This window comes from Acuticoccus kalidii (assembly GCF_021556395.1).
Classification (GTDB): Bacteria; Pseudomonadota; Alphaproteobacteria; order Rhizobiales; family Amorphaceae; genus Acuticoccus; species Acuticoccus kalidii.
Map to the genome: position 1 here is coordinate 210987 of NZ_JAKGCS010000033.1, position 13515 is coordinate 224501.

Genomic DNA, 13515 nt, shown 5'->3' on the forward strand with positions numbered 1-13515 from the left:
CGGAAGGCAACACGAAGGATGTAGCATGGATATCGACGCCATCTTGAAGCGCATCGACGACAATCTCGACGAAAGCCTCGGCCGGCTTTTCCAGCTTTTGTCGATCCCGTCGATCTCCACGGACCCCGCCTATGACGGAGAGTGCCACCGTGCCGCCGCCTGGTTGCGCGAGGATCTTGCCGCGCTCGGCTTCCTCGCCGAGGTGCGGGAGACGGAGGGCAAGCCGATGGTGCTCGGCCTTGCGAACGAGGTCGCATCGAGCGATTCGCCGCACATCCTCTTCTACGGCCATTATGACGTGCAGCCCGTCGACCCGCTCGACCTTTGGGAGGACGACCCGTTCGCCCCGCGCCTCGTCTCGCGCGAGGACGGCTCGCAGATGATCGTCGCCCGCGGCGCTTGCGACGATAAAGGTCAGCTCATGACCTTCATCGAGGCGATGCGGGCGATCATCGCGGTGGAGGGGCGCCTTCCGGTTCCCGTCACGGTGCTGATCGAGGGCGAGGAGGAGTCCGGCTCGCCGTCTCTGCCGGGCTTCCTCGCCAAGGCGGCGGACGAGATCCGGGCCGATGCCGCGTTCGTCTGCGACACGGGGATGTGGGACCGCGACACGCCGGCGATCGCGATGTCGCTACGCGGTCTCGTCGGGGACGAGATCGTTATTCGCGCGGCGAACCGGGATCTCCACTCTGGTGTGTTCGGCGGGGCCGCGCGCAACCCCAACCATGTCCTCGCGCAGATTCTCGCCGACCTTCATGACGAGACGGGCAAGGTCATGATCCCCGGCTTCTACGACGGTGTCGGCGAGCCGGCGCCCGAAACCAAGGCCAACTGGGAGGGGCTCGGCATGACGGCCGAGAAATTCCTCGGCCCGATCGGCCTTTCGCAACCGGCGGGGGAGGAGGGGCGGACGGTCCTCGAACAGACCTGGTCGCGGCCGACCTGCGAGATCAACGGCATGATCGGCGGCTATACCGGCCGCGGCTTCAAGACCGTCATCCCGTCCGAGGCGAGCGCCAAGGTCTCCTTCCGGCTGGTCGGCGAGCAGGATCCCGACACGCTGCGGAAGAATTTCCGCGCCTTCGTGACGGAACGCGTTCCGGCCGATTGCACCGTGACGTTCCACGCTCACGGCGCCGGCCCCGCCCTCAGCGTGGACGAGGATTGGCCGATGCTGAAAAAAGGCGCGGAGGCGCTGGCGAAAGAGTGGGAGACGACCACGGCGATGGTCGGCATGGGCGGCTCGATCCCGATCGTCCACGACTTCAAGCACAAGCTCGGCATGGACACCTTGATGATCGGCTTCGCGCTCGAGGACGACAACGTGCACTCGCCGAACGAGAAATTCGACCTCAAGTGCTTCCACAAAGGGATCCGCTCGTGGGCGCGGGTGCTCGCCGCGCTCTGACGGACGCGGAATGACGGCGGGCGGCCCGCCACAGTGCGGCCGCCCGCCTTTTTATAAAAATGCTATTTGTGAACGTCGCCACTCCGCCGCCCGACACGGGGCGAATGCGGTTCGGAACGGTGACGAAGCGTTCACTCCTTTTGCGATTATGGAAGAATGAACCGCCTAAATTTGCTAAACGTAACTTGCGTCACCGCAACATTCGCGATTGACGAATACGGATCGTGGGCACCCCCACTCGAACCATGAGGGACGTTATGAGCAGCAGTGATTTGTCGACCGTGTCCGACCCGGTCTACGGCGAACTCACGATCAACTGGAAGTGGATGCTGGCGCTCGGCATCCTCATGGCCGTTCTCGGCGTGATCGGCCTCGGCCTCACCTACGGGTTGACGATCATTTCCGTGCTTTGGTTCGGTGTTCTCTCGCTCATCGGCGGCGTCGCCCAGCTCATCGACGCCTTCAAATGCAAGGGCTGGAAGTCGATCGCCTCGCACGTGATCCTCGGCCTTCTTTATATCGCGGCCGGTATCGTCCTCATCACGATGCCGGTTCAGTCGGCTTGGTGGCTGACGCTCCTCATCGGCGCGATGTTCTTCGTGACCGGCATCATGCGCATCATCCAGGCCATCCAGATGGAAGGCTCGGGTGGGTTCCGCGTCTTCCTCGGCCTGTCCGGCCTCGTGTCGATCCTTCTCGGCGTGATGATCTACTCGATCGTCGATTTCCCCGGCGCGGAAGCGCTCGCCACCGTCGAGACCGCGGTCGCGTGGTTCCGCGAATGGGGTTGGGTGATCGGCCTCTTCGTCGCGATCGAGTTCATCGTGCACGGCGCGTCGCTCATCGCGCTCGCGCTCGCCGCGAAGAAAATGTCCGAGAAGCCCTCCGGCCCCGGCGGGGCGACCGCAGCGATGGCCTGACAGGGCCACCCTCCGGCGCCGTCGCGCCCATTTTGAAAGCGGGGCCTCGGCTCCGCTTTTTTTGTGCCTCAGACCGTCTCTAGGCCGACGAGCGAGGCGAGGGTCGCGGCCGGCGGCATGTCGGCGAACTCGTCCGGCTCGTCCGTGCGGTTGATCCAGACGCTGCGAAAGCCGAAGGCCGACGCGCCGGCGATGTCCCACCGGTTCGAGGACTGGAAGGAAACCGCGTCCGGGAAGACGCGGAAGCGGGTCGTGACGAGCTCGTAGACCGAGGGCAGCGGCTTGTAGGTGGCGAGGGGGTCGACCGAGATCACCGCGTCGAGACAGTCGCCGAGGCGCGCGGCCTCTACCGCGAGGTCGAGCATCTCGGGGCTCCCATTCGACAGGATCGCCGTCTTCGCCCCCGCCTGCTTCAGGCCGGTGAGGGTGTCGATTACCTCTGGATAGGCGTCGAGCGTGCGATAGGCGTCGAGAAGGTCGTCGCGCTTGGCGCGCGGCGCGCTCGGAATCTTGGCGAATGCGTAATCGAGCGCATCCTCGGTGAGCCCCCAGAAATCGCGATAGCGATCGGTGAGGGCGCGGACCCAGGAATATTCGAGCTGCTTGGTGCGCCATAGGGCGGAAAGGCGGTCGGCGTCCGGTCCGATCTCGCCGGCATGGCGGCGCACGGCGGCGTGGACGTCGAACAATGTGCCATAGGCGTCGAAGACATAGATGGCGTGCATGGGCTTTCCCCTTCTCCGCTGTCGTCCTACACCAATTCGGTGCCCGTCCTGAGGTTGAAACGATCTGTCGGGACACGGAGGCGGGGTCATCGTGCCGATCCTCGGCGCGTCGCCCTCCGGCTGAGGAGTTGAGGACGATGGTGGACTGGTCGGCGACATGGACGTGGATAGACGGCGAATGGCTTTCGGGAAATCCGTCGATCATCGGCCCGAGAACACACGCTTTTTGGCTCGGCTCCTCGGTGTTCGACGGTGCGCGCGCCTTTGAAGGGGTGACGCCCGATGTCGACCTCCATCTCGAACGGGTGAACCGCTCGGCCGAGGCGCTGTTGCTGAAGCCGACGATGAGCGTCGGTCAGATGATGGATCTCGTGTCGGACGGGATCGAGAAATTTCCCTCCGGCACCCCGCTTTATATACGGCCGATGTACTGGGCCGAGGATGGCGGCCCGAGCGCCGTCGCGCCGAATGTCGAGACGACGCGATTCCTCCTTTGCCTTTATGAAACGCCGATGCCGGAGCCGCAGGGCTTTTCCATCACCGTCTCGCCCTATCGCCGGCCGACTATCGAGACGATGCCGACGAACGCGAAATCCGGCTGCCTCTATCCCAACAACGCGCGGGCTCTGATGCGGGCGCGGGAGAAGGGCTTCGACAATGCGCTGGTGCTCGACATGCTCGGCAACGTCGCCGAGCTCGCGACCTCGAACGTCTTCATGGTGAAGGACGGGATCGTCCTGACGCCGCGCGAGAACCGCACTTTTCTCGCCGGAATCACCCGCTCGCGGGTGATGTCGCTCCTCAGCGCGGCGGGCTATCGGGTGGAGGCGACGACGCTCACCGTTGCCGATTTCCTCGACGCGGACGAAATTTTTTCGACAGGCAATTACAGCAAAGTGAGCCCGATCACGAAGATCGAGGATCGCCGGTTGCAGGTCGGACCCGTGTCACAAGCTGCGCGGACCCTTTATTGGGAGTACGCCCACGCTTAAAGCATAGGGACGCGTTGGGATTGGAGGGGCCGTGCTTGAAGGCGGCGCCATCCGGCCTAATTCGCGCTGCAACGAAACCGCGCGGGCTTTGCCGCGCGACAATGGAGGACGCACATGTCGTTCCAACTTCCCGACCTGCCGTATGCGTACGATTCGCTGGCGCCTTACATGTCGGCCGAAACGCTCGAGTTTCATCACGACAAGCACCACCAGGCCTATGTGACGAACGGCAACAAGCTGCTCGAAGGCTCGGGCCTCGAAAATGCGTCGCTCGAGGACGTGGTGAAGAAGAGCTTCGGCACCAATGCCGGCCTCTTCAACAATGCGGCCCAGCACTACAACCACATCCATTTCTGGAAGTGGATGACGGCGAAGGGCGGCAAGGGCACGATGCCCTCCGAGATTGCCTCGAAGATCGATTCCGATCTCGGCGGCTACGACAAGGCGCGTGACGATTTCCTCGCCGCGGGCGCCGGTCAGTTCGGTTCCGGCTGGGCCTGGATCGCGCTGAAGGACGGCAAGCTCGAAATCATGAAGACGCCGAACGGCGAGAATCCGCTCGTCCACGGCGCGACCCCGCTTCTCGGCGTCGATGTGTGGGAGCACTCCTATTACATCGACTACCGCAACGCGCGTCCGAAATATCTCGAGGCCTGGTTCGACAATCTCGTGAACTGGGAATACGTCGCGGAACTCTATTCCAAGGCGTAAGCCTTCGCGCGATCGTGCCTTGACGGCGTGACAGGGCGGCGGGATCGAAGGGATCCCGCCGCCTTTCGTTTGTCCCGATCAGGAACGGACGTCGCAGCTCGACTGGATCAGCCGGCCGGAGATCTTACCGGAGACGGGACCCTTCCACGCCTCGCACGCGCCGATCGAGGGAAAGCAGCCGGTGAAGCTGACGCCGCGCGCCGGGCTCCCGCCGACGATGCCGGAGACCCGGCCCACAAAGCCGAACTCGGGATAATCCCGGCATTGCGGCGTCTCGGCGTTCACCTCCGCGATCAGGAAGGCGGTGCCGACGCCTTGTGCCGCGACCGGGCTTGCCGCGAGGCCGGTGATGGCGACGGCGAAGGCGACGACGGAAAATGCGGAATTGTTGAACGTCTTCATGGTTTTGATCCCTTCCGTGGCCGCCCGATCGCGGCTGGTGGGACCGATATGTGCGAGCCGTTCGGCGGCGGAAGACGCCGGGCGGCGCCATACAACCGGGCTGTGACGCGGGTCACGTCGACGGGGGAAATTTCCTCGGATCGAGGATGCGGGGCGGCCGGGCGCGGCGGCCCGGCCGTCCACGCGTCAGCGTTTGCGGCGCGCCTCGCAGCGATTTTGGATGAGCCGGCCCTCGATATGGCCCGACAGCGGTTGGCGCCAGGTCTCGCAGGCGGCGTAGCTCGCGAAACAGCCGGTGAAGGAGACGCCGCGGGCCGGCGAACCGCCCATGATGCCGGACACCCGCCCGACGAACGGCGCGTCCGGATAGTCGCGGCATTTCGGCGTCGCGCGGTCGACCTCGGCGATGAAGAATTGCGTGCCGACGCCCTGCGCCGTGGCGGGAAGTGCCGTCGCGCCGCATGCGGCGAGGACGAGGGCGAGGGTGGCGAAGGGTTTCGTCATCGACGGGCCTCTTGGACGTATCGGAACGGGAAGGGGGCGCACCGCCGGCCGCGCGGGCCGGGGGTGCGCCGACGGATCGGCGCTGCCGCGCCTCACGCCGGCTCGTGGCCGAGGACGGCGAGCACGAAGGCCTGGATCAAGGCGATCTCTTCGAGCCGCTTGAAGCGGCCCGAGGCGCCGCCATGGCCGGCCTCCATGTTGGTTTTCAACAGGATCAGCGGATCGTTGGTGGCGGCTTCCCTGAGGCGGGCGACCCACTTTGCCGGCTCCCAATAGGTGACGCGCGGATCCGAGACCCCGGCGAGGACCAGCATCGCCGGGTAGGCCTGGTCCGTCACATTGTCGACGGGCGAATAGGACTTGATCCGCTCGAATGCGATCTGGTCGCGAATAGGATCGCCCCATTCGGGCCATTCGGGCGGGGTGAGCGGCAACGTTTCGTCGAGCATCGTCGTGAGCACGTCGACGAAGGGGACTTCGGCGACGATCGCGCCGAAGCGATCCGGTGCGATGTTGGCGACCGCGCCCATCAGAAGACCGCCCGCCGAACCGCCCTGCGCGGCGATGCCGCCGACATGCGTATAGCCCTCGGCGATCAGATGGTCGGCCGCGGCGATGAAATCGGTGAAGGTGTTGGTCTTATGCTCGCGCCGGCCTTTGTCGTACCAGGCAAAGCCCTTGTCCATGCCGCCGCGAATGTGGGCGATCGCGAACACAAAGCCGCGATCGACGAGGCTCATTGCATTGGCGTTGAAGCTCGCCGGGATGGTGATGCCATAGGCGCCATAGCCATAAAGGAGGCACGGGGCGGAGCCGTCGATCGGCGTATCGACATGGTGAATGAGGCTGACCGGCACGCTGTCGCCATCGGCGGTCGGCGCCATCAGGCGGCGGGTGACGTACTTCGCCGGCTCATGCCCGCTCGGGATCTCCTGGCGCTTTCTGAGACGCCGCTCGCGCGTCGCCATGTCGTAATCCCACACCTCGGTCGGGGTCGTCATCGAGGAGTAGGAAAAGCGCAGGATGTCGGTCTGGAACTCGTAGCCGACCTGGAGACCGAGTGCGTAGGCCTCTTCGTCGAAGGCGATCTGGTGCTCGTCCCCGTCGGCGAGGCGGCGGATCACGATGCGCGGCAGCGCGTTCTCCCGCTCCAGCCAGACGAGATAGTCGGCGAAGACGACCATATCGACGATGAGAACGCCCGGCCGGTGGGGGACGATGTCCTCCCAATTCTCGCGGCCCGGACGGTCGGCCGGGGCACGCACGATGCGGAAATCCTGCGCGTCGCGGTTGGTGCGGATGAAGAGGGCCTCGCCATGATGGGCGACGTCATATTCCTCGCCCTCCAGCCGCTCGGCGACGCAAAGTGGCGTCGAGGCGGGGTCGAGCGCATCGAAGAGGTGGACTTCGGAGGTTTGGTGGTCGTGCGCGTCGACGACGATATAGCGGCCGGACAAGGTGCGGCTCACGCCGACGAAGAAGCCGGGATCGTTCTCCTCGTAGATCAGCATCGGCGGCTCGCCGGGGCGGCGCGCATAGACGCGGGCGGGCCGGTGATTGTCGTCGAGCTCGACGGCGAGAATGGTCTCGGCGTCTGCGGCGAAGGTGTGGGCGGGCGTGACGCGCTCGAAAAGGGTGACGTCCTCTCCGCTTTCGATGTCGCGGACATAGAGCGTGAAGAGCTCGCCACCGGTGCGATCCGCCGTCCAGGCGAGGCGCTTGTGGTCGGGCGAGTGGCTCGCCGAGCCGAGGCGGAAATAGCCCGCGCCCTCGGCCTCACGATTGGCGTCGAGGAGAATGTCGGGATCGCGCGGTCCGGCCTCCGGGCCCACCGCCTCGGCGACGTGACGCGCCATTCGGATGAGGCGCGGATGCTCGGCCCCGTGCGTATAATCCGACCCATAGCCGAAATGACCGTCGAGGAGCGGGACGGACCAATCGTCCTCGGCGATCCGGCCGCGCATCTCCGCGATCAGTTTTTGTTGAAGCGCGGCGAGCGGCTTCAGGACGGCTTCGGTATAGGCGTTCTCACCTTCGAGATAATCGCGAATCGCCGGGTCGAGGACGCTGGGGTCGGCCATGACCTCGCGCCAATTGACCGCACGCAACCAGGAGTAGGGGTCTTCGACCGTGATCCCGTGATGGGTGACCGTGGTGGGGTGCCGGGCCGCGCGAGGCGGCTCGGCTGCATTTTTGTCAAGGCTCATTGATCGGATTTGCTATCGTCTGGCTGAAAATTAAGGGCGGCGCCATTCATGCAATAGCGCAATCCGGTCGGTTGCGGACCATCGGGAAAGACGTGTCCGAGATGAGCCTCGCAACGGGCGCATCGTGTTTCGGTTCGTTGCATGAACAGGGACCGATCCTCGTGCGCTTCGACCGCATTGTCTTCGACCGGGGCGGTGAAGCTCGGCCATCCGGTTCCCGAATCGAATTTCGCTTCGGATCGGAAGAGCGGTTGGCCACAACACACGCATGTGAACGTGCCCGCGCGCTTCTCTTGATTTAACGGGCTGGTGAATGCGCGTTCGGTACCATGCTTGCGCGTGACCCGATACTGCTCGTCAGTCAGCTCCGAGCGCCATTCGGCGTCGCTTTTCTCAACTTTCTCGGGTGTGTCTTGCGTCGGCATACTTGTGCTCCGTCTTAATCATCCTGCATATGCGCCGACTTAGGTGTTCTTCTAGTGGGATGGCCCGTCCAATCGCGCCGTGCCAGCGTCTTTGGCGTTTTTCCCGTTCCTCGATCGGAGCTTCCATTTGTCGCTTCAACCGGACCTCATGCTGTGGCTCGCACTTGCCCCATTCGTGGCGGCCCTGTTCGCACCGGCGCTCGTGCGCCGGATCGGCTCGTCTGCCGGATGGGTGCTCGCCATCGTGCCGGCGGCCCTCTTTCTCATGTTCGTCACGATGGTGCCGCAGATCGCTGCGGGCGACACCGTGTCATACGGAGTGGATTGGGCGCCATCCTTCGCCGTTCGCTATAGCCACCTCATCGACGGCCTGTCGCTGACATTCGCGCTCCTCGTCACCGGCATCGGCACCTTCATCGTCATCTATGCCGGCGGTTATCTGAGCGGCCATCATCAGCAGGGGCGGTTCCTCGCCTTCCTCCTCCTCTTCATGGGGGCGATGCTGGGTCTCGTGATCGCGGACGACCTCGTGTCGATGTTCGTCTTCTACGAGCTCACCTCGATCACCTCTTTCCTCCTGATCGGGTTCGACCACACCCGCGCCCCGGCACGGCGCGCGGCCCTTCAGGCGCTCGTGGTGACGGGGAGCGGCGGCCTCGCGCTCCTCGCCGGTTTCATCCTCATCCGCGTCGTCTCGGGCGAAACGAGCGTCTCGGAGCTGTTCGCCTCGCCGGACGTTCTGCGCGACGCCGCGCTCTACCCGGCAATTTTCGTTCTCGTGATCCTCGGCGCCTTCACCAAATCAGCGCAGGTGCCGTTCCATTCGTGGCTGCCGAACGCGATGGAGGCGCCGACCCCGGTTTCGGCCTATCTCCATTCCGCGACCATGGTGAAGGCCGGCGTCTTCGTCCTGATGCGCTTCTCGCCCGTGCTCGGCGACACCGCCCTTTGGGAGACGGTGCTTCCCCTCTTCGGCGGCGCGACCTTCCTGACCGGCGTGCTCCTCGGCGTACGGCAGACGGACCTCAAGCAGATCCTCGCTTATACGACCGTCGCCTCGCTCGGCCTGCTCGTGATGCTGACCGGCGTCGGGACGGAATATGCGCTCGCCGGCGCGGTCCTCTATCTCGTCGCCCACGCGCTGTTCAAAGGCGCACTCTTCATGGTCGCGGGCGCGATCGACCACGAGACCGGCACGCGCGACATCACGATCCTCGGCGGTCTCCTGAAGTCGATGCCGATCACCTTCGTCGCGGCCATTCTCGGCTGCCTGTCGATGGCGGGCCTTCCGCCGATGATCGGCTTCATCGCGAAGGAGGTGCTCTATGACGGCGTCTGGGAGGCGGGCGGCGTCTCGGCCGTGACGGTCACCGCGCTCGTCGGCAACGCGTTGATGTTCGCGCTCGCCGCGGCGGTGCTGATCCCGTTCTTCGCCAAGCCCGGCGAACTGCCGAAGAAGCCGCACGAGGCGCCTCCCTCGCTCTGGCTCGGGCCGATCGTTCTCGGCGTTCTCGCCCTCGTCGGCGCCTTCATGATCGAAGGGACGGCCCACTCGCTCATTTCCCCGATGACCTCGGCGATCGCAGGGGAGGCGGTGGAGCTTCATCTTCATTTGTGGCCGACCGGGCTTTATCCGCCGGTCATCCTCACGATGATCACGATCGCCCTCGGCATCGTGTTCTTCATCTTCTTCAAGACGCTGCGCCTTTTGATGGTCGACCTCCTCGAGACGGTCGGCTGGGGGCCGGACGTCGGCTTCGACCAGTTGATGCGCGGTCTCGTGAAGGGCTCCCACGCGCTGACGAAGCGGCTCCAGTCGGGGGCGATGCAGCAATATGTGACGCTCACCTTCGTCATCCTCGCGGCCGTTCTCCTTCTGCCGATCGCGGTGGATGGGCTGCCGGACTTCCGCTTTGTCGGCGAGGTCGATCAGCCGTTCGATCTCGTCATCCTGGGGCTCGCCGTGGCCGGGCTCTGGGTGGTGATCATCTCGAAATCACGGCTCGTGGCGATCGTGTCGCTCGGCGTTCAGGGCGTGATGGTGGCGTTGATCTTCATGCTCTACGGCGCGCCGGATCTCTCCTTCACGCAGTTCATGGTGGAAACCTTGTCGGTCGTCATCCTGGCGCTGGTGATGACCCGGCTCGACCTCAAGACGGTCGATCATCGTCTGCCGGCCGACGCGATGAAGGATGGCGTGATCGCGCTCGCGTGCGGCCTCGGCTTCGCGCTCGTCCTCTACAACACCGTGCAGCAGCCGTTCGACGATCGGTTGTCGCAATTCTTCCTGAAACACGCCTACGAGATTGCGCACGGCCGCAACGTGGTGAATGTCATCCTCGTCGACTATCGCGCGCTCGATACGCTGGGTGAAATCTCCGTCGTGATGGCCGCCGGGCTCGCCATTCTCGCCCTCATCCGTATGGGGCCGCGATTGAAGAGCGCCGTGGTCGGCCCGCCGGCCGATCGGGCCGACGCCACGCGCGTCGGCGCCGAGCCCAGCGCAGCAACGATCGCCGCAGAGAGGCCGTCATGAGCACACTCATCTTTCGGACCATCGCGCCGTATCTCTCGGCGTTGATGGTGTTGTTTTCGGTCTTCGTGCTCCTGCGCGGCCACAACGAGCCCGGCGGTGGATTCATCGGTGGGTTGATTGCGGCATCCGCCCTCGCGATCTACGGCATCGCCTACGGCGTGGACGTCGTGCGCCGCGCGCTGTGGGTCGATCCGAACGCCCTCGCGGGGTTCGGGCTCTTCATGGCGGCGGTCGATGGTCTGTCGGCGATCCTTGCCGGCAAGCCGTTGCTGACCGGGCTCTGGTTCGTCCCGGTGATCTTCGGCGTCGAGATCCCGCTGTCGACCGTGCTGGTCTTCGATGTCGGCGTCTACTTCGTGGTCGTGGGGTCGCTCGCGTCGATCGCACTGGCGCTTGAGGAGAGCGACTGATGGAAACCATCCTTTGCGTCGTCGTCGGGCTGTTCTTCGCGGCGAGCATCTATCTGATGCTCTCGCCGCACCTCATTCGAATTCTTCTGGGCGTTGCGATCTTCGGCAATGCCGTGAACCTTTTGATCTTCACCTCCGGCCGGCTGACGGCGGCGGTGCCGCCCGTCCTGTCCGATCACGGTCCGCCGACATTGCAGACCGTCGAAGGGGAACGGGTGATCGGGATGACCGACGGTGGACCCGTCGCGGGGCACGGCGCGCCGGTGGTGGCCGATGGTGCGCCGGGCGTGGCCGATAGTACGCAGGCCGCGGCCGACGCCGTGACCCCCGCGACGCAAGTGGCCGCTGACGCCGCAGCGCATACGGGGGCCGCGGCGAACGCGGCGGCCGATGCCGCGGCGCACACGGCGAACGCGGCCGCCAACGCCTCCAGCGCGGCCCTCGACGCGGCTCTCTCGGTCACGGCGAACCCGTTGCCGCAGGCGCTCATCCTCACCGCGATCGTGATCTCCTTCTCGATCTTCGCCTTCCTGCTGGTGCTGACCTTCCGCGCCTACCAGTCGCTCGAAACCGACAATGTCGACGACATGCGCCTCGCGGAGCCGTCGCCCACCGTGCCGCCGCTCGGCTACTGAGGACCAGAATGCCGCATCGTCTCTTGCCGGTTCTTCTGGCGCTCTTCATCCCAAGCCTCGCCGTCGCCGCTCCCTCGGGTGGCGAGGTCGACCGGTCGGTCGCCATGTTCGAGGGCGCGACAGGCCTCATTCCCTGGCTCGTCGTCTTGCCGATCCTAATGCCGCTGATCGGGGCGGGGCTTTCGCTCACGGTTCGCTCGCGCAGCAGTGTCCAGCATCGGATCGCGTTCGTCGCGCTCCTCTTCGGCGCGATCGCCGCGCTCGCCTTGTTCCTTCAAGTCTCGGCCAATGGCCCGCTGACGATGGTGGCGGGCAACTGGTTGCCGCCCTTCGGCATCGTGATGGCGGTCGACCCGTTCGGCGCGCTTCTCGTCCTCGTGACGGCGCTCGTCGGCCTCGCCGGCCTTGCTTATGCCCGGGGCGACGTCGACGAGGCGGGGACGCACTTCGGCTTCTACACCTTCTACTGCCTGCTTATCGCGGGTGTGACGGGCGCCTTCTCCACCGGGGATATCTTCAACCTTTATGTCTGGTTTGAAGTCTTCCTGGTGTCGTCGTTCGGGCTGATCGTCCTCGGCGGCCGGCGCGTCCAGTTGGACGGCGCGGTCAAATACGGCGTCCTCAACCTCATCGCGACGACGATCTTCCTGATCGCGGTCGGCGTCCTCTACGGCTTCACCGGCACGCTCAACATGGCCGACATCCACCTCGTGGTGGCCGAGCTCGACGGCGCGCCGATCGTCACCGTGGGGGCGATGTTCGTGATGGCCTTCGCCATGAAGGCGGCGGCGATCCCGCTGCATTTCTGGCTGCCGGCCTCCTATCACACGCCCAAGGTGATCGTGTCGGCGCTGTTCGCCGGTCTTTTGACGAAGGTGGGCATCTACTCGCTGATGCGGGTGATGATCATGCTCTTCGCCGACCAGGGCTCGATGTTCATTCCGATCATCGGTTGGCTCGGGGTGATCACGGCGATCTTCGGTGCGGTCGGCGCGCTCGCGCAGGTCGATCTGAAGCGCATGGCGGCCTTCCTGGTGGTCTCCGGCGTCGGCGTGATGCTGATCGGGCTCGGTTACGGGACGGAGGCGGGCCTTACCGGCGCGATCGTCTACGCCGTCCACTCGATCCTTGCGATGACCGCGATCTTCCTGGTGCTCGGCTATGCGCAGCGTCTGTCGGGCGTGACGCATCTGACGACGGGCACCAACCTATATGCCGTCCACGGGCTCGCGGCGACGCTCTTCCTGGTGTTCGGCTTCGCCGCCGCCGGGCTGCCGCCCTTTTCGGGCTTCTGGCCGAAATTGATGCTGGTGGAGGCGGGTTATCAGACCGGCGACGTGTTCGGGATCGCCGGGATCGTCGGTATCATCCTGTCCGGCCTCTTCACGACGATCGCGATCGGGCGGGCCTGGGTGCTCGTCTATCTGCGTCCGCCGCAGGAGGACGGGGTGCCCGATCCCGAGCCGACGCTGGAGCCGGGAGCGTCCACGAGGCCCTTCGCCCTCGCACTGGTCGCGCTGGCGGCGCTCATCGTCGCGATGGGTCTCTTCCCGAGCACGGTGATCGATGCGGCGCGCTCCGGTGCGCAGGGGCTTCTCGATCCTGCCGCGTATCTCGAACGCGTCCTGAAGGTGGAGTGA

Annotated in this window: 13 protein-coding genes; 8 read left to right on the forward strand and 5 right to left on the reverse strand. The window is 65.2% G+C overall.

Features of this window, described 5'->3' with window-relative positions:
* The first annotated feature begins 25 nt into the window (after nucleotides 1-25).
* Together L1787_RS19495 and L1787_RS19500 are read left to right on the forward strand one after the other, a co-directional pair.
* Entirely contained in the window at nucleotides 26-1408 is a 1383-nt protein-coding gene (locus tag L1787_RS19495) for a dipeptidase (protein WP_235710780.1), read from the forward strand.
* Between the two features lie 257 nt (nucleotides 1409-1665).
* Entirely contained in the window at nucleotides 1666-2328 is a 663-nt protein-coding gene (locus L1787_RS19500) for an HdeD family acid-resistance protein (protein WP_235710781.1), read from the forward strand.
* A gap of 68 nt (nucleotides 2329-2396) precedes the next feature.
* Here the strand turns inward: L1787_RS19500 and L1787_RS19505 are convergent, their stop codons facing one another.
* The gene (locus L1787_RS19505) at nucleotides 2397-3053 is read right to left on the reverse strand and encodes a haloacid dehalogenase type II (RefSeq protein WP_235710782.1); all 657 of its coding nucleotides are present in this window, start codon (nucleotides 3051-3053) and stop codon (nucleotides 2397-2399) included.
* A gap of 137 nt (nucleotides 3054-3190) precedes the next feature.
* Here L1787_RS19505 and L1787_RS19510 point away from each other — a divergent pair, with 137 nt between their 5' ends.
* On the forward strand, nucleotides 3191-4045 hold the full coding sequence (locus L1787_RS19510; protein WP_235710783.1) for a branched-chain amino acid aminotransferase: 855 nt from the start codon (nucleotides 3191-3193) through the stop codon (nucleotides 4043-4045).
* A gap of 114 nt (nucleotides 4046-4159) precedes the next feature.
* Complete coding sequence (locus L1787_RS19515) at nucleotides 4160-4756, forward strand: superoxide dismutase (protein ID WP_235710784.1); 597 nt, start codon at nucleotides 4160-4162, stop codon at nucleotides 4754-4756.
* A 78-nt stretch (nucleotides 4757-4834) separates the two neighbouring features.
* Here the strand turns inward: L1787_RS19515 and L1787_RS19520 are convergent, their stop codons facing one another.
* The 4 genes from L1787_RS19520 to msrB form a co-directional block, all read right to left on the reverse strand.
* On the reverse strand, nucleotides 4835-5158 hold the full coding sequence (locus L1787_RS19520; protein ID WP_235710785.1) for a hypothetical protein: 324 nt from the start codon (nucleotides 5156-5158) through the stop codon (nucleotides 4835-4837).
* A gap of 186 nt (nucleotides 5159-5344) precedes the next feature.
* Nucleotides 5345-5662: a hypothetical protein gene (locus L1787_RS19525; RefSeq protein ID WP_235710786.1), complete on the reverse strand. Its 318-nt coding sequence runs from the start codon at nucleotides 5660-5662 to the stop codon at nucleotides 5345-5347.
* 92 nt (nucleotides 5663-5754) lie between these two features.
* The gene (locus L1787_RS19530; protein ID WP_235710787.1) at nucleotides 5755-7869 is read right to left on the reverse strand and encodes a S9 family peptidase; all 2115 of its coding nucleotides are present in this window, start codon (nucleotides 7867-7869) and stop codon (nucleotides 5755-5757) included.
* Nucleotides 7866-8294, reverse strand: coding sequence for a peptide-methionine (R)-S-oxide reductase MsrB (msrB, locus tag L1787_RS19535; RefSeq protein WP_235710788.1), 429 nt, complete (start codon nucleotides 8292-8294; stop codon nucleotides 7866-7868). The genes L1787_RS19530 and msrB overlap by 4 nt, the downstream gene beginning before the upstream one ends.
* Nucleotides 8295-8442: 148 nt before the next feature.
* Here msrB and L1787_RS19540 point away from each other — a divergent pair, with 148 nt between their 5' ends.
* From L1787_RS19540 to L1787_RS19555, 4 genes are read left to right on the forward strand one after another with little or no spacing between them, the layout of a single operon-like run.
* Nucleotides 8443-10830: a putative monovalent cation/H+ antiporter subunit A gene (locus tag L1787_RS19540; protein WP_235711022.1), complete on the forward strand. Its 2388-nt coding sequence runs from the start codon at nucleotides 8443-8445 to the stop codon at nucleotides 10828-10830.
* Nucleotides 10827-11240, forward strand: a complete 414-nt coding sequence (locus tag L1787_RS19545; protein ID WP_235710789.1) for a Na+/H+ antiporter subunit B — start codon at nucleotides 10827-10829, stop codon at nucleotides 11238-11240. The genes L1787_RS19540 and L1787_RS19545 overlap by 4 nt, the downstream gene beginning before the upstream one ends.
* Nucleotides 11240-11875, forward strand: coding sequence for an NADH-quinone oxidoreductase subunit K (locus tag L1787_RS19550; protein ID WP_255720649.1), 636 nt, complete (start codon nucleotides 11240-11242; stop codon nucleotides 11873-11875). Before L1787_RS19545 ends, L1787_RS19550 begins: the two co-directional genes overlap by 1 nt.
* Nucleotides 11876-11883: 8 nt before the next feature.
* Entirely contained in the window at nucleotides 11884-13515 is a 1632-nt protein-coding gene (locus L1787_RS19555; RefSeq protein ID WP_235710790.1) for a proton-conducting transporter transmembrane domain-containing protein, read from the forward strand.